We start from the raw sequence: 18,481 nt of genomic DNA on the forward strand, positions 1-18,481 counted from the left end.
TGGGGAGGTAAGAATGAACTTGTCTAAGTTTCATACATTTTTGATTTCATTGTTTTTTATTTTTTTGACGGCGACGGTTATTTCACACCCGCAGGCCTCATTCGAAGCCTCCAAAACCGGACTTTCCATGTGGTGGGAGGTAGTTTTTCCTTCGCTGCTTCCGTTTTTTATTTTATCTGAGCTTTTAATCGGATTCGGTATTGTCAGGTTTGTCGGCCTTTTACTCGAACCCTTTATGCGCCCCATTTTCAGAGTGCCGGGGGTCGGCGGATTTGTACTGGCTATGGGCATGGCTTCAGGAAATCCGGCCGGCGCGAAACTGACTGCACGGCTGCGCCAGGAGAAACAGATCTCCAGAGTGGAGGCTGAACGCCTCGTCTCTTTTACCAATTCATCCAATCCGTTATTTATATTCGCGGCTGTGGCGGTCGGCTTTTTTCATAACGCCTCTCTCGGCATTCTTTTAGCATCAGCTCACTATCTCGGAAACATCGCCGTCGGCCTGACGATGCGTTCATACGGACGGAAAGAAGAAGCGTCGTATACCGGGAAAAAGACGCTCTCTCTTCCTTCACTGAAAGAAGCATTTCTGGCGCTGCACAAAGCGCGGCTTTCGGAAAAGCGGCCGCTCGGAAAAATTTTAAGCGACGCCGTCACGTCTTCTGTACAAACCCTGCTGATGGTGGGCGGTTTTATTATATTGTTTTCGGTTTTCAGCCGGTTATTATCAATCGTACAAGTCATGGATGTGCTTTCTGTATTTACAAACGCGCTTCTTTCGCTCTTCCATCTTCCCGTAAGTCTGGACATTCCTCTTATCAGCGGAATGTTTGAGATTACGCTTGGGAGCAAGCTGGTCAGTGAAGCGGATGCCGCCTTGCTGCCGAAAGCGATGATTGTGAGTTTTATTCTCGGTTTCAGCGGCCTTTCCGTACAGGCCCAAGTGGCCGGCATTTTATCGGAAACAGACATCCGCTTTAAACCGTTTTTCGCAGCGCGTATCCTTCAAGGCATTTATGCCGCCCTTTTTATTCTTTTACTGTGGAAGCCGCTTTATCTTGCATTGGACGAACCTTACCAGTCCGTATTCCTTCCGCTCCGCGATCAGGGCGCGGCCTCGGCTGCCGTCAGCGGATGGAACACACTTGTTGAAGCCGGCCCCGCCGTAACCCTGGCTGCCCTCACCGTATACGCACTGATTTATTGTTACAGGCTGTCAGCACGAATAAAAAAAGGATGAGACGCCATACGCGCTTCTCATCCTTTAAATTTCTGCTGCAGCGCCTGTTCGACTTCCGGAGGAACAAACTCTGAAACAGGCCCGTTATATTTTGCGACCTCTTTTACAATGCTTGAACTTAAAAAAGAGTACTGATTGTTCGTCATCATAAAAAAGGTTTCTATTGACTCGTCAAGCACGCGGTTGACAGAGGTTCCCTGCATCTCATATTCGAAGTCAGAAACAGCTCTGAGTCCCCTGATAATCGCATTCGCCTGCTTTTTTTTCGCGTAGTCGATCAACAGTCCCCCTGACGTCTCGACCGTAATATTCGGTATGTCTTTTGTCACTTCCCGCAATAGCTCACAGCGTTCTTCGACTGTAAACAGCGGCTGCTTGGAAGAATTATTAAGCACGCATACGTACACATGCTCAAACACGTTTGCTCCCCGCCTGATAATGTCCATGTGTCCGTAGGTGACGGGATCAAAACTTCCGGGACATACAGCTATACTTGCCACATCATTACCCCCTATTTCGGTATATCGTCACTCCTGTAAGCCCGTAAATTTCCCTTCTTGTTACAGTAAGCGCGCCGACGGCTTCAGGAAGCGCAACCGCTTTATCATGCTCGGCTACGACAAAACCGCCTTCATTCAGCATGTTCTCTTCATCAATCATTTCGATAAGCGCTTTCAGCTTTTGTTCCTTATACGGGGGATCTAAGAAAATTCCGTCAAAACCTTTTTCCCGTTTCGCCGCGGCATAGAGGGCCCGCTCTGCATCATTGCGGTATACTTCCGCTGAAGACAGCAGATCCAGCGCTTTTATATTCGCTTTTACCGTTTGGATGGCTTTGAAATCCCGATCCACAAAGATACAGCGGTCAAATCCGCGCGACAGCGCTTCAATTCCGAGACCGCCGCTCCCCGCAAACAAATCCAGCCCCGTTCCTCCGTCAAAATACGGGCCGATCATATTAAAAATAGACTCTTTTACTTTATCCGTCGTCGGCCTTGTTGATGTGCCCGGCACAGCCTTTAAGGCTCGTCCTTTTCTTGAACCGGAAATTACTCTCATTTTTCACACCACTTTTTCTGAAAACTTTGATGTTTCGCATCGGCTGAGCCGTTATGTACAAAAACAATCCCTATCTTATCATAAAGCATTCTTTCAAACAATGAGCGTGAAATCATGTATACATGCTCACATTCTTGTCAAAACTACGTGTAACAGCATCAATAAATGATGTTGTTGCCAACCGCGGAGAAGACTTACGTTTCCCCATAAGTTCTTCCTCCGGTTTCTCCTCTCCCTTTGCCTTCTCCTTAACTTGTTAAGGAATAGAAGGACCCCGCAGGTTTCTGCGGGGATTTTTTTATATGCCGATCTTATAATCGTACTCTTTCGCTTTATCAAGCTTTGATTCAAATTCCAGCTTTAAAAAGGGCTTATATGAAGGCTCTACTTTCTTCACATATGAATAAGAAGAAATCTTTTCCATCGTTTTTTCGATTTGGCCCATATCGCAATACAGCACTGCGTATTTCAGCCGCTTGGAAACATAATGAACGTTGCCGAATTTTCTCAGCATTTTACTGTGTTTTAAAGAATGCAGATATACGATTATGCCTTGGCGCTTGCTTTCCATCATGATCACCGCCTGACTCTCTGTTCATTTTATGTAAAAGACGAGACGGCCGTCTCGTCAGGAAACTTTGCATCCGCAGCCGCCGCCGGAACCGCAGCCGCCGCCGCAGGATGACAGGCCGTCAAAATAAGGATTCCCCGTCGGAACTTTTACATGCTCCGAAACGGCCGTGCCGAGTTCGATGCTGATCTCGTCAAGCAGCGACTGAAGCTCAGTCTCCGCTTTTTTAAATTCGGCCACCTTATCATTTAAATCCAGCTCCCGCTTCAACTCTCTCATTTTGCGGGAAATTTCTCTATAATCAGGATGGTATTTGCCAAAGCGCTGCACATCCTCATACTGCTCTTTAATGCTCAAAAAAGAACGAATAATCCGCCCTGCCTCTTCATCTTCATGGAGACGCTTGTAACAATCGCGGTAATTTTCAGCCGTCTCAGACTGCAGAATCATGCCGGCAAGCTGCTCCGCTTCACTTTGAAGCCGGACGGACTCAATTGTTGCATACATTAATACGCACCTCCAGTTGTTAGTTTACCACGAAACCTGCCAATTGGAAAATGTGGCGTTTAAATGCTTTTTAATCCTGCGAACGCATGGCGTGAACCATCTGCATCATCATCTGCGCCATCTGAATCCCATTTGAAAATTGGCTTACCCGGTGCGGTATTGTTTTTTCATAAAAATTCATCATGTCCAGCTGAAATGAATTGAGATCGTCCGGCTTTCTCGCGAGTCTTCGGTACCAGACGGGGCGCTGCCGTATAAACCGTTTCCGTTCCTCATCTGCAGATATGAATTCCTGAACCTCTTTTCGCATACACGATCCCCTTCTTTAATCCTTCCTGAACGAAAAAGGATGTTGTCCGGAGCCTTGCCGGGGCTGCTTCGTATCGCTGCTCGAAAATTGGCTTAAAAGGCTTTGCAATGATGAAATAGACTGGCTCATTTTATTGATCTGCTCATTCATTTGGTTGATATCCATCTTTTTGACGGCAGTGACCATTTTTGAAACGAAATCGTTCTTTTCAGCTGGTTCCTGTTTGGTTTCCGCTTCAGAAGCAGACTGAACGGCCTCGTCTTTAAATGGGTCCCACATCGAATCGTCCTCGCCGAGGAGAACCCAATTTTCATAGACTTCCTGCCAGCTTCTTTGTTCCTTGCGAACATTTTGGATCAGTTTGGGATGCTTTTTTACGAATTGTTTAAAATCATCGATTGATTGCCGTGATTGCTGATTCGCCACAATTCTCACCCCCTCCGAAAAGTTTTGCCTGCTATAATGTATCGGTTCAGGCGCCTTAATGTTCGCCTAAATTGCGAAAAAAAGCAGGTATATGCAAAAATTATTTTTCCCGGCAGGAGCCCGCTCGCGAAAAACACAAAAAAACCGCGGGGGCTGCGCCCTCTGCGGTTTTTACTGCCAAGGCTTAATGAAGTTTTGCGTATAATATTTCCGGTCCACGCCGACCCCGAGGTGGGTGTAATCAGGACTTAACAGCGCTTTTCTGTGTCCTTCACTGTTCAGCCAGCCCTCCACTGCCGCCGGACCGTCCACATAGTTGTAGGCAATATTTTCACCGGCCTCCCGGTATTTCACATCGCCTTTTTCCAAGCGGTCCTTCAAAGTCCCGTATTTCTTTGAGACATGGGAGAAATACTTGTTGTCCTTCATGTCCCGGCTGTGGCCGAATGCCACTTTTGCAGCGCCTTCGTCCCATTTCAGCCTTGTAAGTCCGTGTTTCACGCGGATGACATTTGTAATATCGAGAATCTGCTGTTCGCTCGCCCGTTCAATGCTGTCCCATTTTTTATCGGAAACAGGCTCGGGTTCTGTGAGTCTTCCTCTGTACATGACCTCGTACGGCCTTTGTTTTACTAACGTCTCCGCATCAAATGCCCTGATGCTTGACAGATTCCCGTCAAATTTGTCCATGTACAGCTGAACATACATACCGCCGATCTTGACAGTGGGACGGGTATTGATATCTTCTTCAGAAAACTCAAACCGGTACGTGTTACCCTTATCCGTCACATTGACAAACGGAGCAACCTGCGTCGTTTTAAAGACTTCGCCCGTCGATTCGCCGATCTTAAACGGTTTTGCGTTGATGCCGCTTCCTGAAGCGTATAAAGTCACGGCTTTATCATTCAGAATACCGACTTGTACATATTGGTCTTTCCCCTGGTTGTACACCCACCATTCATAATCATAGGCAGAAGGATCTTTCCGGGACGGTTCCCCGAGTTTCTTTTTCACATCGGCAGCAGATTTCCCCATAAGAGAAAGCAGTCCGGATGACGGTATTTTCAGTCGTTTTCCGCTCGCCTCCTCATTGGAAACCTGAGGCTCCTCCTGATTCGTTTTTTTCTGAGGAGCCGATCCATATTGTATAAACAGAACATACGCTCCGTAAATAAGCAAAAGGATAACGAGAGCCCTGGCGATATTTTTCAACCTCTCACCCCCATGAAATCAAACCGTTCTATTATTGTTTTTCTTATACAGTACAGCCTATTTGCAGCGCCCGTCATTTATGTTTAATGGATAAACCCTTCCGGACCTTCGTCTTCAGAAATGTCAGACAGCGCCCGGCCTGCTTGCTCATTTGATTGCTCAGCCAAGGAAAGGTCGCCGAGCGTGACAATGCCGACCAGTTTTTTATCCCGTGTGACGGGGATTCTTCTGAGCTGATGTTCAGCCATCATATGAAGCACTTCTTCCACAGAAGCGTCTTCTTCTGCACTGATAACCCGCTCTGTCATTGCGTCGGTTATTTTTTGAGAGTTCGGCTTTTTGGAAGCAATTCCCCGTAATACGAGATCTCTGTCTGTCACGATCCCGACAAGGGTCGCTCCGTCTTCATCCACTATCGGAATAGCGCCGACATCCGCGTCTTTCATCTTCACCGCAGCTTCATATACATTATCTAATACTGTACAATATTGCAAGTCTGACGTCATGAGCTTATTGATCTTTGTCATTGCGGAATTCCTCCTTTTTTCTGCTACTATTGTCGTCAAATTTTTCTTTTTGCATACTTTCACCGTATGAATCATTGAATGTGCAACGCTTTCATACTATGATTGTCAGGAAAGGTAAATTTTAAAAGGAGGGGGAAGGTTTGAAGTTTGAAAACAGCGGTCTTGAAGGGGTAACTGCGGAGCTCAGCCGCTTGAATGATCTGATGGAAAGCAAAGGGCTCATTCTGGCCGGACAATGGGATTATGAAAGAGTGACTTACGACAAAAAGTTTTCAGTTGCTGAGGGGACATTTTATCTGCGGATTCAAGGAACGGCAAAAGAGGGCGATGTAGGCGGCAGCCGTGCCGTGATTCAGCTGAAGGCCCCTCTTTTAGGAAAGCATTATTATCCGCACGGCGTAGAATACGGCAGCGATGAAGAATTTCCGGAACATGTCGTCGCAAAAAGCAAGGCATTACTGCTTGAATTGGCAGAGTCTTTAAAAACAGTGCAAATGTAATAAAAAAGTACAGCAGAATATGCTGTACTTTTTTTATGAGACGGTATGCTCAATATACGGCGGCTCTGAGAGCGTATCTTTTTCCCGTTCCGTTCTGACCCACTGAAAAAAGACGACAGCCAAATATGTTCCGTAAACAATCTCTTGTATGATTTTCATCAGCACTGCCCCGAGCTGCTGATCTTCCAGAGGAGGAAGCGTGTTAAATATCTCCGGACCGGATAAAGGGATCTTCTCCACCAAGTCTAAAGGGACACAAAGCTTCATAGCTTCGGCCCAAGCCGCCGGATCTGTGTACGTGGCATACATGGGCGCCCCGCTGAACATAATGAGCGCACAAGCCGGCGTTAACAGAATCCCGTCCGCCATAATATACCCAAGCTTCATTAAACCGCTGAGCCGGGGCAGACCGTCCACCTGATGCACAAGCGGCCACCACATAAAAAACGCCGTTACAAAGATGAGTCCGTTCATCAGCGCGTGATACAGCGAATCCATTTTGACGAAATCAAATATAAACGGAATGTGATACAGTGAAAAAATGCCGTTAAACAGCAGCAAAGCGATAAGCGGCTGTGAAAAAAATGAAAACAGCGGCTTTACGCCGGGACGGAAAATCAGTTTTTTCCATGCCCAGCCGGGAATTCCGGAAATCAAGAGCGGCGGCACGACTAAAAACAGAACCGCCATCTGCACCATATGAGCGCTGAACATCACGTGGCCCAATAAATCAACGGGACTTCCCGCAGCCGCGTAAAAAAACAGCGCGGAAAGCACAAACAGCACCTTCTCTTTAGCCGACACACGTCCTTTATGCCGGCTGCACCAGTAAAAGTAAACACCTGTTATCACGGCAGTTATACAAAACAGATACGGGCTCCACATGGCGCGAAACCCGAACATTTCCAAATTAATCAAATCTCTCACTCCCCGCCGCCCCGATTACCACCAAATAATCGTGACAAATGCAAGCACGGTGATAAACGCGACAAATATTCCCGAATACAGAAATAGTGACGGCGCTTCATGCCCTTTCTGGCTCATATGCATAAAGTAAAACAGCTGAAAGATGACCTGGATGACCGCAAGCAGGATAAGAAACGGCATCGTAAACCATCCGGCAATGCCGTCAGCAGCCACCGTCAAAAAAGCGACAAGCGTAAGGCCGATCATCAAACCGAAGGATATGACCTGATATTTCATCTCCTCGGCATTTTTCTTTTTCCGATATTCGAGATCCGTACTGACAGTCCCTCTGTTTTTGTTATCGTCCATCGTTATCCCACCATCCCCATCAAATATACAACGGTAAAGATAAAGACCCACACGACATCAATGAAATGCCAATATAGACTGGCCACATAATATTTCGGCGCATTATAAAGGCTGAGCCCTCTTTTAGCATTCCGGATCATCAGTGCGCTGATCCATAATAACCCGAATGCCACGTGTGCTCCGTGTGTGCCGACCAGCGTGTAAAACGCCGAGCCAAGCGCAGAGCTAGTAATGGTAAAGCCGAACTCATGAGTGTAATGCTTAAATTCATAAATTTCCACCCCTAAAAATCCCGCTCCCAATAAAACGGTAATCAAAAGCCACACCTGCATTTTTTTAAAGGAGAAATTTTTCATATGATACATTGCATACACACTCGTTAAGCTGCTCGTTAACAGAAGCATCGTAGCGATAAACACGATCGGCAGCTCGAACATGTCAGCCGTTGACGGCCCGCCCGCTTTAGATTCCCGCAACGCGAGGAATGTCGCAAAAAGCGAGGCGAACAGAACCGTTTCCCCGCCGAGAAACAGCCAAAATCCTAAAAACTTATTTTTCCCTTCAAGCGTTGCTTTTTCAGGAGAAGCCGGAAAGGTTTCAGCCGTCATTTTTTCCTGTAGCTGCATTACGCCTTCACCCCTTTATCATCATTCGGCAGATCTTCTTTGTGAATATGATAGCCGTAATCATCGACCAAGGACCGAAGCAGCATGGTAAAGAATGTGATGCCGAGGCCTATAAAGATAACCGGAAGCCCCCATGAATAATCGGAGTGGTATAAAAACCCGAACGCTGCGACAAACAGCCCGAAGGACATGATAAACGGCATGATGGAGCCGTTCGGCATATGAATGTCCTCTACAGGCTCTGCAGGAGACATCCCTTCATTTCCGGCCTGCTTTTCAATCCACAGCGGGTCAAGTCCCCGCACAAACGGAAGCTGTTTAAAATTATATTCAGGCGGCGGCGAAGAGACCGCCCATTCGAGCGTACGTCCGTCCAGCCACGGGTCATTCCCGACGTATTTCCCTTTTACAGAAGTATAAATAATATTGACGACGAGCAATACAGCCGCGCCCGCCATGAAAAACGCGCCGATTGAACTGATCAGGTTGCCGGTATCAAGCCCCTGACCGGGCAGATATGTGTAAACACGCCGCGGCATTCCCATTAAGCCGAGGAAATGCTGAATGAAGAAGGTAAGATGAAACCCGATAAAAAACAAGACAAAGGAAATTTTCCCCATCGTTTCATGAAGCACCTTCCCGAACATTTTCGGCCACCAGAAATGCACGCCCGCCAGAATGCCGAACACCACGCCGCCGATGATGACGTAGTGGAAATGCGCTACGACAAAATACGTATCATGGAACTGATAATCTGCCGCTGCGGCCGCCAGCATGACACCCGTCACACCTCCGAGCACGAAAGACGGAATAAAAGCGACGGCATACAGCATAGGCGTCGTGAATTTGACGTTTCCTCCCCAAATCGTCAAAAGCCAGTTGAAAATCTTAATGCCCGTAGGCACCGCGATCGCCATTGTCGCAACCGCAAATATCGCATTGGCAATCGGTCCGAGTCCGGTCGTAAACATGTGGTGAACCCATACCATGAACCCGAGAAAGCCGATCAGCACGATCGCAAAAACCATAGAGGAATAACCAAACAGACGCTTTCTCGCAAACACAGGAATGATTTCTGAAAAAATCCCGAAAGCAGGAAGAATTAAAATGTATACTTCCGGATGCCCGAAAATCCAAAACAAGTGCTCCCAGATAATCGTATTTCCGCCCAATTCAGGATTAAAGAAATTCGTCCCGAACAGACGATCCAGCATCATCAGCGCTAAACCGGCGGTAAGCGGAGGAAATGCGAATAAAATGAGTGCCGACGCCACAAATGTCGTCCACGTAAACAGCGGCAGTCTCATATACGTCAAACCTGGCGCCCTCATATTAATAATGGTTGCCAGAAAGTTAATCCCCGCGATCAGCGTCCCTAAGCCTGATATCTGCAGGCCGAGCACGAAAAAGTCAATGCCGTGCCCTTTCGAATTCAGCGCAAGCGACGCATACGACGTCCAGCCTGCATCTGGAGCGCCTCCTAAAAACCAGCTCAGATTCAAGAAGATTCCCCCGAAGAAAAACAGCCAGAACCCAAGCGCATTCAGAAATGGAAATGATACGTCACGCGCCCCGATCTGTAGCGGCACAACCGCGTTCATCAGCCCGAATAACAGCGGCATTGCGGCCAGGAAGATCATTGTCGTGCCGTGCATCGTCATAATTTCATTAAACTGCTGCGCATTCACAAAATCGTTTCCCGGTCTCAAGAGCTGAATCCTGATAAGCATGGCCTCAAGTCCGCCGACGACGAAGAAAAATCCCCCGGCGATCATATATAAAATCGCGATCTTCTTATGGTCAACCGTCGTCAAATAGTCCCAAAGCAAAGAGCCTTTTCTTTGCTTCCCTGTAAGCGTATTCATCATTTGCGACCTCCCCCCTGATATCTCCCTGTCCTCACTTGTTCTCCGCTTTCAGCCCTTTTAAATATTCATACAGCGCATCTGTTTCAGAGTCCGAAAGCTTCGGATAAGTGCCTGTCATCTTATTGCCCGGTTTAATGCTGTCCGGATCTTTCAGCCAAGCTTTTATATTCTCTTTATTCGCATCCTTGATGCCGGCTACTTTGACACGTTCGCCGAAGGTAGCCAGGTTCGGAGCCGTTCTTGCCGCTTCAGCCCGTTTATCATTAGGCTCAACCGCATGACAGCTCAGGCAGTTTTTTTCCTTAAACAGCTCTTCTCCTTGCGCGGCTAAATCGGAATCTGTTGTATGCTTATAATTTTTCATCGCTTTCGTCCATTGTTTAAATTCTTTTGACGGCAGCGGTTTCACTTTGAAATCCATCAGCGCATGCGAAGGTCCGCACAGCTCCGCGCATTTCCCGAAGAAATATTTCCCCGCTTCTTTGCTGCGTTTAGAATCGAAGGTCAGAAAGAAAGTATTGTCGTTATCAGTATTCGTATCGATTTTTCCTCCGGCTGACGGAATCCAGAAAGAGTGTTTCACATCTGAGGACTTCAGCTTGAAATAAACGCGTTCATCTGTGGGAACGATCAGCTCCTGACTGGTCACAAACCCGTAATCAGGATACTCGAATTCCCACCAGTATAAATTCGCCCTTACATTAATCACGAGCGCATCCTCTGCTTTACGGTTTTTCTTATCCATCGGCGACGTATCCGCCAGCGCCAGTGTCTGGATGACAACCGGGATGACAAGAATAATCAGAAGCAGGATCGGAATAACGGTCCAGGTGATTTCTAAAAAACGGTTCCCCTCCACCTGTTTCGGTATCGTGTCTTCCCCTATACGCGACCGTCTGAACCTCACAATGACGTAAAAGAAAATAACTGCTACGACCGCAACGACGACAACCATGATAAGTGTGCTGAGCACCGTCAGATCATACTGTTTATCAGCCACTTCGCCGGCAGGCTTGAGTGTGGACAGAAACGGTTTTCCACAGCCGCTCAATAAAAGCGGCACTAAGGCTAATAATGATAAAAGACGCCAACGCTTTAACATTTCACCCAACCCCTTTTTTGAATCAGTACAAAATGCACGAGCAGTAAATCTGCTTCCAGCTGAAATACTTCATTTCCTCATTTCTTAAAATATGAGATTTTTTACTTAAAATTCCATCTATGTATAAAAGCAAAGCCGCCTGATTAAACAAAAGGTCAAGGCGGCGTTTACTAGTTGTCATTGTTTGTTTTGGCGATCAAACAAGCTCATTATTCAATTAAAACAGCGTGAAGACCACCATTGCTACGAAATAAATGGTCATGTAATTAAGCGAATAGACAAACATAAGAGTTGCCCACTTCATAATGTTTTTCATACGGAAACCCATCAGTCCGAGAACAAGCCATCCCACATTCAGCAGAGTGCCGAGAATGACGAGCGGAAGACCGAGACTGCCGAGGAAAAACGGAAGCGGCAGCAGGCATGCGACCCAGACGATAATCTGTCTTTTCGTCACCTCAAAGCCGTGCACTACCGGAAGCATCGGAACATTCGCTGCTCTGTAATCTTCCGTCTTCTTAATCGCAAGCGCTAAAAAGTGCGGAATCTGCCAGATGAATAAAATCATGAATAATACCCATGCGACAACACCGATGTGCCCTTCAACCGCTGTCCAGCCGATTAACGGCGGAACCGCGCCCGATACACTTCCGACAACCGTATTAATCGTATAGCGGCGTTTCGTCCACATTGTATAAAGAACAACGTACGTAAACACCCCGATAAAACCGATGACTGCCGCCATTACGGTGGTCATTAAAAGCATGATAAGTCCTAAAGCAATGAGTAAAATTCCTGACCACAGCGCTTGATTCGGCTGAATCTTTCCGGTAACCGTCGGTCTTACTTTCGTGCGTTCCATTAAATGATCAATATCACGGTCATAATAGTTATTAACCGCACAAGAACCGGCGATGATCAGTGAAGATCCTATTAATGTAAGAAGCACGGTGTTTAAATTGCCTAAAAAACTCAGACCGGATATATGTAACGCAAGCCACATGCCGGTAAAAGTCGTAATTAAATTCGAATTGACGATTCCTATTTTAATAAGCGAAAGGAAATCCTTCCATGCCGTCGTCTCTTCAATCTGTCCGTCTATAGCTGTATCGTTTAAAATTCTGGAATTAGCCATAACGTAAACCTCCCTTACAAACCTAAAGCAGGTTTTTTAAGACCTGCAATTCTATCATACAAGATAATGACCTGTAAAAAAACATCCTCTTAAATATTAAACGAGAAACAGGAATTTATTTGTGAACGTTTTATGAATTTTACTAAATCCGCCGATTGCATAATAAAGCGGTTACTTTATTTCTATCAGACCCATCTGGAATAATCAACCCCATTATCTAAGAAGTCCTGATTCTATTATATTTTTGTGAACAAACAGAATTGAGAATTGCCACAAAACACATATTCGCTTACACTTGGTACGTATATCATTTTGTCCAGTTTGTTAAGAAGGTGAATGTAAAATGAATAAAGCTTTAAAAGCACTCGGTGTACTGACGACATTCGTCATGCTCGTCGTGCTGATCGGCGGCGCTCTTGTCACAAAGACAGGGTCGGGTCTCGGATGCGGAAGACAGTGGCCGCTTTGCCACGGCCGCTTTTTCCCGGAGCTTAATGCCGCTTCTATCATTGAATGGAGCCACAGACTCGCAAGCGGTGTCTCAATCGTTCTCGTGCTGAGCCTCGCGTTTTGGGCATGGAGAAAAGTCACGCCTGTTTTCCGTGAAACAACCTTTCTCGCCATTATGTCCATTATCTTTTTATTTTTACAGGCGCTTCTCGGCGCATTAGCGGTTGTTTTCGGATCAAATGCGCTCGTTATGGCGCTTCATTTCGGCATATCGCTGATTTCTTTCGCTTCTGTTCTGATTTTGACGCTGCTCATCTTTGAAGCGGATAAATCAGACAAAAAGCTCGTCAAGCCGCTCAGAATCGGCAGGAAAATGCAGTTTCATATGATCGGCCTTTCGATTTACACGTATATCGTCGTTTATACGGGGGCTTATGTGCGCCATACGCAATCAAGCCTTGCCTGTCCTGATGTTCCGCTTTGCAGCAGACTGAACCACGGGCTTCCGTCCCAATTTCAGGAGTGGGTGCAGATGGGCCACAGAACGGCAGCGCTGCTTCTGTTCGTATGGGTCCTTATCGCTTTCGTGCATGCGGTGCGCTCCTACAAAGACCAAAAACAGATTCTTGGTGGCTGGACGGCGGCTCTTGTCTTTGTTTTATTACAGGCGCTCTCCGGAATCATGGTTGTTTATTCAGAAATGGCCACCGGTTTTGCACTTGCCCATTCACTCTTTATTGCCGGGCTGTTCGGTGTCCTATGCTATTTCTTATTATTAATCGCCCGCTTCCGTTATGAATCAAAACAGCGGAACATCTGAGGCACATGAAAAGGCCGAAGCATCAGAGCTTCGGTCTTTTTACATACAAAAAACCTGATCGCACATGGATCAGGTTTTTTAATGTTCATTCTTTTACGCTTTTTCAATCTCGATCAGTAAATCGCCTGTCTGAATCGGTTCCCCGTTTTTCACATGGATCTGCTGAATCGTCCCGGAGAACGGCGCCTGCACCGTCGTCTCCATTTTCATCGCTTCATTAATCATCAGATGATCGCCTTTGTTCACCTTCGCGCCGGTTTCAGTTAACAATTTAATAACGGTTCCCGGCATTGATGCTGCAATGTGGCTTGGGTTTGTCCGATCGGCTTTTAATTTTTCCTTTACGGATGATTTAATGCTTTCATCTTTAATGACTACCTCACGCGGCTGGCCGTTCAATTCGAAATAAACGACCCGTGTCGCATCAGGCTGCGGTTCACCGATAGATACAAGCTTCACGATCAGCGTTTTTCCGCGCTCGATTTCCACTTCGATTTCTTCACCCAGCGTCATGCCGTAGAAGAAAGTCGGTGTGTCCAATACGGAAATATCACCGAAGCGTTCAGCCGTTTGTACATATTCAGTGAAAACCTTCGGATAAAGAGCATACGCGATTGCGTCCTGATCACTCAATTCCATCTGATGCGTTTCTTTCCATTCTTCTTTAATGCCTTCAAAAGATACCGGTTCAAGCAGCTCACCCGGTCTTACCGTGATCGGCGTCTGCCCTTTCAGCACGAGCTTTTGCAGTTTTTCCGGAAATCCGCCGTGCGGCTGGCCGATCTGCCCTTTAAAGAGCTCAACGACTGAATCCGGAAAATCAAGTGTTTCGCCTTTATCATAAACATCTTGTTCTGTTAAATTGTTTTGCACCATGTAAAGCGCCATATCTCCGACGACTTTGGAAGAAGGTGTTACTTTAACGACGTCGCCGAACATGCGGTTGACGACGCTGTACATCTCTTTCACCTCATTCCAGCGGTCACCCAGGCCGACTCCTTTTGCCTGCTGCTGCAAATTGCTGTACTGCCCGCCCGGCATTTCATGATTATAAATCTCAGTGTGCGGAGACTTCATCCCGCTTTCAAATTCACTGTAATATTGACGGACGGATTCCCAGTATTGTGACAGTCTTTCAACCTGCCGGACATCCATTTCAGGACGGCGGCTGTTTCCTTCAAGCGCATGATAAAATCCGCTTGCGCTCGGCTGTGAAGTCAGCCCCGCCATTGAGCTGACGGCGACATCCACGATATCCACACCCGCTTCAACAGCTTTGGCATAGAGAAAGACGCCGTTGCCGCTCGTATCATGCGTGTGAAGATGAACGGGAATATCAATCGTTTCCTTCAGCGCGGAGACAAGGTCATATGCTGCTTGCGGTTTCAAAAGACCGGCCATGTCTTTAATGCCGAGAATGTGCGCACCAGACGCCTCAAGTTCTTTCGCCATGGAAAGATAATATTTCAAATCATATTTCGTCCGGTTCTTATCAAGAATATCTCCCGTATAACAAATCGCAGCCTCCGCCACTTTTCCGGTTTCACGGACGGCATCGATGGCCAGCGTCATCCCTTTCACCCAGTTCAGACTGTCAAAGATCCGGAATACATCAATACCTGATTCTGCTGACTGCCGGACAAATTTTTGGATGACATTGTCCGGATAGTTGGTATAACCGACGGCATTTGATGAACGAAGCAGCATCTGGAACAATGTGTTCGGCACTTCCTTGCGGAGATCTTCAAGGCGTTTCCAAGGATCTTCTTTTAAGAAACGGTATGCTACATCAAATGTCGCGCCTCCCCACATTTCAAGGCTGAACAGTTCAGGCCACAGGACAGCCGTGGGGTTCGCGATTTTTTTCAAATCATTTGTTCTGATTCTGGTCGCAAGCAGAGACTGATGGGCATCCCTGAACGTTGTATCAGTCAGGAGTACAGACTTTTGCTCTTTCACCCAGTCAGCAAGCCCTTCAGCGCCTCTTTCATCGAGAATCTGTTTCGTGCCGTTTACCGGCGTTTCTCCGATACCTAACGCAATGGCCTGAGGCTTATCAAACGCAGGTTTTTCTTTTTTCCCGATTCCCGGAAAACCGTTTACCGTTACATTGCCGATGTAAGAAAGCATTTTTGTCCCGCGGTCCTTCTGTTTAGGAAAAACAAACAGTTCAGGCGTTGTGTCGATAAACGATGTATCATATTGCCCGGTCAGGAATTTTTCATGCTTTGCCACGTTTTCAAGAAATGGGATATTGGTCTTAATGCCCCTGATTCTGAATTCCTGCAGGTTGCGGACCATTTTTGCCGATGCCTGCTCAAACGTCAGCGCCCATGTCGACAGTTTGACGAGCAGTGAATCGTAATAAGGCGTGATAACCGCGCCCTGGAAGCTGTTCCCTGTATCAAGGCGGACGCCGAAGCCGCCGCCTGAGCGGTAAGCCATAATTTTACCCGTGTCAGGCATAAAGTCATTCAGCGGATCTTCAGTGGTCACACGTGATTGTATCGCATATCCGATTGTAAAAATGTCTTTTTGCTGAGGAATATTGACGGCACGGCTGTGGAGTCCGTGGCCCTGCGCAACGAGAATCTGCGTCTGAACGATATCAACCCCCGTAATCATTTCCGTAATCGTATGCTCCACTTGTACGCGAGGATTCACTTCAATAAAGTAAAACTCACCGTCCGCTACGAGAAATTCCACAGTTCCCGCGTTGATATAGCCGACATTTTTCGCAAGGGCGACAGCCGCTTCACAGATTTCGTCCCTTAATTCAGGCTGTAAGGATACACTCGGCGCCACCTCAATGACCTTTTGATGGCGTCTCTGAACGGAACAGTCCCGCTCATACAGATGGACGACATTGCCTTCTTTATCTCCGATCACCTGAACTTCAATATGCTTAGGATTTTCGATCAGTTTTTCAACATACACTTCGTCGTTTCCGAATGCGGCTTTCGCTTCTGATTTGGCCCGTTCAAACGAATCTTTCAATTCGCCCTCGCTTCTGACGATTCTCATCCCCCGGCCGCCGCCTCCGAGCGAAGCTTTAATAATAAACGGATACCCGTGAACTTTTGCGAATTGTTCGACATCTTTTAATGTTTCAGCAGGCCCGTCACTCCCCGGGATAACGGGGATGCCGGCTTTTTCTGCCTGCTCTCTGGCCTTGACCTTGTCTCCGAACATATCCAAATGCGCTGACGTCGGTCCGATAAATACGATGCCCTCTTCTTCACAGCGTCTCGCAAATTGGATATTTTCAGACAGAAATCCGTAACCCGGATGGATGGCGTCAACACCGTTTCTTTTCGCAATCTCAATAATCCCTTCAATATCAAGATACGCGTCTATCGGTTTTTTGCCTTCTCCGACAAGATAGGCTTCATCCGCTTTATAGCGGTGGTAGGAACCCGAATCTTCTTTTGAATAAACGGCTACCGTTCTGATGTTCAATTCTGTGCACGCCCGGAAAATCCGGATCGCAATTTCTCCCCTGTTTGCTACTAACACTTTTTGGATGGATTGTTGTGACAAATTTCTCTCCCCCTTGGCCTATTAAATATGTAGTTTATAATAAAGGAATATCCCCCCTGTGTATACACTTGTTTTTTACAGATACACAGATTTTTCCGTCTGCCGTCTTTTTATCCCCTTAGACGGAACGGGTTCCCTCTTTTTCTTCTTTTCTGAGTACTTGACATGCATACTGACGTTCACCAATATACCGGCGCTTGTCAATAATAAAAACATGGATGAGCCTCCGTAGCTGATAAACGGCAGCGGAACACCCGTAATCGGAATTAAACCGCTGACACCGCCGAGGTTGATGAAGGTCTGAATCGCAATCATACTGGATATCCCGATTGCCAGGAGACTGCCGAACGGATCTTCACATTTTCTCGCAATATAAAAACCTTTTAACACAACAAAAGCAAGCAGCACAATGACGAACAGGACGCCGAAAATGCCGAGCTCCTCTGAAATCACCGCCATGATAAAGTCTGTATGCGATTCCGGCAGATATCCGTATTTTTGAATGCTTTCTCCGAGACCGAGGCCGAAAAAACCGCCTGAGCCGATCGCATAATACGAATTTATAATCTGCAGGCCTGATGTGCCGGCATATTTAAACGGATTTTCAAGGCTTTCAAACCGGCTCATGCGCCCTGGTGTCAAAATATCGTCCCATTTCAGATAAATGATCGGGCTGACAAGAAGTAATACGATTCCCGCCATGATAACCAGCCTGAGCAGCGTCTTTCCGCTGAATCCCGAACACATAATGACGCAAAACGCGATCAGACCGATAATCATCGCCGTTCCGAAGTCAGGCTGAATGGCGATAAGCGCACAAATGACTACGGTGACGATCACCGGCGGAGCAACTCCTGTCAAAAGCTGATCGATATAGCTTTGTTTTTTCGCGTACACCGCGGCAAGATACAGAATCAGGGTCAGCTTGACAAATTCCCCCGGCTGAATGGCCATTCCGCCGATTTTAAACCAGCTTTGCGCGTTTCCGGCAACATGTCCGAAAACAAACAGCGCGCAAAGCGCAGCCACTGACGCAAGCAGTAATATTTTCTGGACCTTTTGATGGGCGAGCACTTTGTACGGAAAAACGGCCGCGATGATAAACAGCACGAGCCCTGCAATGACGGCGAACAGCTGCCGTTTAAAAAAATAGTCGCTGCTCACGCCGTAACGCATAACGGCGGTAATCATACTTGAACTGTATACCATTACCAATCCGAAACTGCACAGCAGAATAATAGCGCTTATCAATGAATAATCGTAAGATTTTAACATTCTTTTAAACATAACATCCTCTTTCCTGCTTAAAGCTT

19 protein-coding genes are annotated in these 18,481 nt (G+C 46.8%); 3 read left to right on the forward strand and 16 right to left on the reverse strand.

The features are described 5' to 3' along the window. The first annotated feature begins 13 nt into the window (after window positions 1-13). A complete protein-coding gene (ylbJ, locus tag AUL54_RS03095; RefSeq protein ID WP_060962856.1) occupies window positions 14-1,240 on the forward strand; it encodes a sporulation integral membrane protein YlbJ in 1,227 nt (408 codons plus the stop codon). Between the two features lie 17 nt (window positions 1,241-1,257). Here the strand turns inward: ylbJ and coaD are convergent, their stop codons facing one another. From coaD to AUL54_RS03135, 8 genes are all read right to left on the reverse strand, one after another. Next, window positions 1,258-1,740 carry a pantetheine-phosphate adenylyltransferase gene (coaD, locus tag AUL54_RS03100; RefSeq protein ID WP_016936222.1) on the reverse strand — a complete coding sequence of 161 codons (483 nt, stop codon included), beginning with the start codon at window positions 1,738-1,740 and terminating at the stop codon, window positions 1,258-1,260. Between the two features lie 4 nt (window positions 1,741-1,744). After that, window positions 1,745-2,299 (reverse strand): 16S rRNA (guanine(966)-N(2))-methyltransferase RsmD, encoded by a 555-nt coding sequence (gene rsmD, locus AUL54_RS03105; RefSeq protein ID WP_045927180.1) that lies wholly within the window; start codon window positions 2,297-2,299, stop codon window positions 1,745-1,747. Between the two features lie 298 nt (window positions 2,300-2,597). Next, a complete protein-coding gene (locus AUL54_RS03110; protein WP_016936225.1) occupies window positions 2,598-2,870 on the reverse strand; it encodes a YlbG family protein in 273 nt (90 codons plus the stop codon). 57 nt (window positions 2,871-2,927) lie between these two features. Next, entirely contained in the window at window positions 2,928-3,377 is a 450-nt protein-coding gene (locus AUL54_RS03115) for a regulatory iron-sulfur-containing complex subunit RicF (RefSeq protein ID WP_016936226.1), read from the reverse strand. 70 nt (window positions 3,378-3,447) lie between these two features. After that, on the reverse strand, window positions 3,448-3,687 hold the full coding sequence (locus AUL54_RS03120; protein ID WP_003154475.1) for a YlbE-like family protein: 240 nt from the start codon (window positions 3,685-3,687) through the stop codon (window positions 3,448-3,450). 15 nt (window positions 3,688-3,702) lie between these two features. Continuing rightward, entirely contained in the window at window positions 3,703-4,113 is a 411-nt protein-coding gene (locus AUL54_RS03125; protein ID WP_047475165.1) for a YlbD family protein, read from the reverse strand. Window positions 4,114-4,284: 171 nt separating this feature from the next. After that, window positions 4,285-5,325 (reverse strand): CAP domain-containing protein, encoded by a 1,041-nt coding sequence (locus AUL54_RS03130; RefSeq protein WP_060962857.1) that lies wholly within the window; start codon window positions 5,323-5,325, stop codon window positions 4,285-4,287. An 83-nt stretch (window positions 5,326-5,408) separates the two neighbouring features. After that, window positions 5,409-5,852 carry a CBS domain-containing protein gene (locus AUL54_RS03135; RefSeq protein ID WP_016936229.1) on the reverse strand — a complete coding sequence of 148 codons (444 nt, stop codon included), beginning with the start codon at window positions 5,850-5,852 and terminating at the stop codon, window positions 5,409-5,411. A 140-nt stretch (window positions 5,853-5,992) separates the two neighbouring features. Between AUL54_RS03135 and AUL54_RS03140 the strand changes: the two genes are divergently transcribed. Next, window positions 5,993-6,352, forward strand: coding sequence for a YugN family protein (locus tag AUL54_RS03140; protein WP_016936230.1), 360 nt, complete (start codon window positions 5,993-5,995; stop codon window positions 6,350-6,352). Window positions 6,353-6,385: 33 nt separating this feature from the next. Here the strand turns inward: AUL54_RS03140 and ctaG are convergent, their stop codons facing one another. The 6 genes from ctaG to cyoE form a co-directional block, all read right to left on the reverse strand. Further along, the gene (gene ctaG / locus AUL54_RS03145) at window positions 6,386-7,270 is read right to left on the reverse strand and encodes a cytochrome c oxidase assembly factor CtaG (protein WP_101605498.1); all 885 of its coding nucleotides are present in this window, start codon (window positions 7,268-7,270) and stop codon (window positions 6,386-6,388) included. Window positions 7,271-7,294: 24 nt separating this feature from the next. Continuing rightward, the gene (gene ctaF, locus AUL54_RS03150) at window positions 7,295-7,627 is read right to left on the reverse strand and encodes a cytochrome c oxidase subunit IVB (protein ID WP_007409686.1); all 333 of its coding nucleotides are present in this window, start codon (window positions 7,625-7,627) and stop codon (window positions 7,295-7,297) included. A 2-nt stretch (window positions 7,628-7,629) separates the two neighbouring features. Beyond that, window positions 7,630-8,253, reverse strand: coding sequence for a cytochrome c oxidase subunit III (ctaE, locus tag AUL54_RS03155; RefSeq protein ID WP_013352146.1), 624 nt, complete (start codon window positions 8,251-8,253; stop codon window positions 7,630-7,632). After that, window positions 8,253-10,121, reverse strand: coding sequence for a cytochrome c oxidase subunit I (ctaD, locus tag AUL54_RS03160; protein WP_060962858.1), 1,869 nt, complete (start codon window positions 10,119-10,121; stop codon window positions 8,253-8,255). Before ctaD ends, ctaE begins: the two co-directional genes overlap by 1 nt. A gap of 31 nt (window positions 10,122-10,152) precedes the next feature. Beyond that, window positions 10,153-11,223, reverse strand: coding sequence for a cytochrome c oxidase subunit II (gene coxB / locus AUL54_RS03165; RefSeq protein WP_060962859.1), 1,071 nt, complete (start codon window positions 11,221-11,223; stop codon window positions 10,153-10,155). 217 nt (window positions 11,224-11,440) lie between these two features. After that, window positions 11,441-12,358 (reverse strand): heme o synthase, encoded by a 918-nt coding sequence (gene cyoE / locus AUL54_RS03170; protein ID WP_060962860.1) that lies wholly within the window; start codon window positions 12,356-12,358, stop codon window positions 11,441-11,443. A 343-nt stretch (window positions 12,359-12,701) separates the two neighbouring features. Between cyoE and ctaA the strand changes: the two genes are divergently transcribed. Then, the gene (gene ctaA / locus AUL54_RS03175; protein ID WP_060962861.1) at window positions 12,702-13,628 is read left to right on the forward strand and encodes a heme A synthase CtaA; all 927 of its coding nucleotides are present in this window, start codon (window positions 12,702-12,704) and stop codon (window positions 13,626-13,628) included. Window positions 13,629-13,721: 93 nt separating this feature from the next. Here the strand turns inward: ctaA and pyc are convergent, their stop codons facing one another. Both pyc and AUL54_RS03185 read right to left on the reverse strand, forming a co-directional pair. Next, window positions 13,722-17,168, reverse strand: a complete 3,447-nt coding sequence (gene pyc, locus AUL54_RS03180; RefSeq protein WP_060962862.1) for a pyruvate carboxylase — start codon at window positions 17,166-17,168, stop codon at window positions 13,722-13,724. Window positions 17,169-17,243: 75 nt separating this feature from the next. Continuing rightward, the gene (locus tag AUL54_RS03185) at window positions 17,244-18,455 is read right to left on the reverse strand and encodes an FtsW/RodA/SpoVE family cell cycle protein (RefSeq protein WP_049628415.1); all 1,212 of its coding nucleotides are present in this window, start codon (window positions 18,453-18,455) and stop codon (window positions 17,244-17,246) included. Between the last annotated feature and the right edge of the window lie 26 nt (window positions 18,456-18,481).

It is taken from the genome of Bacillus sp. SDLI1 (genome assembly GCF_001553895.1).
GTDB classification, from domain to species: Bacteria; Bacillota; Bacilli; order Bacillales; family Bacillaceae; genus Bacillus; species Bacillus siamensis.